The 1,188-nt window shown below is 67.7% G+C and carries 2 protein-coding genes; one reads left to right on the top strand and one right to left on the bottom strand.

Translation table 11 applies throughout. The features are described 5' to 3' along the window. Positions 1-209: 209 nt before the first annotated feature. Positions 210-506 (bottom strand): helix-turn-helix transcriptional regulator, encoded by a 297-nt coding sequence (locus ACFWY6_RS31535; protein ID WP_384697561.1) that lies wholly within the window; start codon positions 504-506, stop codon positions 210-212. 270 nt (positions 507-776) lie between these two features. Here ACFWY6_RS31535 and ACFWY6_RS31530 point away from each other — a divergent pair, with 270 nt between their 5' ends. Next, positions 777-1,142, top strand: coding sequence for a hypothetical protein (locus ACFWY6_RS31530; RefSeq protein ID WP_384697558.1), 366 nt, complete (start codon positions 777-779; stop codon positions 1,140-1,142). Positions 1,143-1,188: the final 46 nt, after the last annotated feature.

The raw sequence follows: 1,188 nt of genomic DNA, 5'->3' as shown, positions 1-1,188 counted from the left end.
CGGGGGGTATATTTGCGCGCCCCCACAAGACTGCGCGGTGAGCCGACTCGGGGGTTCAACTGTCGGCGCCGGCCGGGGGGTTTGGTCTCTCCCCGGCGGCCGGCAGGCCTCATCGGCGTCGAGAACTCCAGTGCGCGCGGCGGCCAGCGCGGCGTGATCGGGAATCCGGAGGGTCCGGACGGCGACGTCGTTCACGATGTGTCGTACCGCTACGCCTTGTCGGTGCTCGCTCCGCACTGGCGGAGGTCGTCTGCCCACTGCAGCGACACGAGCACGGCCTCTGTCCTTGAACGCAGCCCTAACTTCCGGGTGATGCTGGTCAGATGGGCCTTCACGGTCCGCTCGGCTATGCCGAGCCGGCTGGCAAGCGCCCGGTTCCCCTCGCCGGCCGGGAGGACGCTGAGCACTTCGCGCTCCCGGGGGGTCAGGCCCTGGAGCGCGGAACGCTCGACGGTTGTTGTGCTGCGCTCGATGAAGTTGCTGCCCGGAACGTGCTCCCCGTTCATACGCTCTCCCACTCGTAGGAAGTCTGCACTGCAGGAGGAGTCATATCCATAAAACACACCCATGATCAACAATTCCCCCTGTGGTCAAACCCTAAAGAAGATCCAGCGTGAATCCACCGGCGCTCGATGTGACTTGCATCACACCGTAGCCAGGTTGACCGTTCGGGTAACTGGCGTGATAAATGGCGCGAATTGCTCGTCGCCTTCCAGGGTCGTAGCGCCGACGTCCGCCGGGCTATTGATGTTGAACAATTGACGAGGTGACCTGCGTTGTCCCATTCATCTGCCCCGGCCGTTCCCGAAACGGTAACCGGTTCCAGGATCGCGGCCGTCTCCGGCTTTCGCCCGGAGCGGGTCGTCGGCAATGCGGAGTTGGGCGCACCCCTCGGCGTGACGGCCGAGTGGATCGAGCGGCGCATCGGCGTTCGCGAACGCAGATTTGCAGGCGGGGATGATTCGGTCACGGCGATGGCCGCGTCCGCCGGCGCCAAGGCCCTGTCGGCCGCAGGCCTCGCCCCGTCCGACATCGACCTCCTCGTGCTCGCCACCTGCTCCATGCCGTCGCCCATGCCCGGTGGCGCCGCGACCGTCGCCGCGCTGCTCGGCGTCCCGCGCACCCCCGGCCGCGACCTGTAAGCCGCCGGCGCCCGGGTCTGGGACGGGGACGGGGGCGCCCACCGCC

Source organism: Streptomyces sp. NPDC059037 (assembly GCF_042740015.1).
Classification (GTDB): Bacteria; Actinomycetota; Actinomycetes; order Streptomycetales; family Streptomycetaceae; genus Streptomyces.
Note: the sequence above shows the minus strand (reverse complement) of the source record. Positions and strands in the feature narration are given on the sequence as shown.

Coding starts and splice junctions, on each gene's coding strand:
- ACFWY6_RS31535 (WP_384697561.1), bottom strand. CDS start 506: ATGAACGGGGAGCACGTTCCGGGCAGCAACTTCATCGAGCGCAGCACA.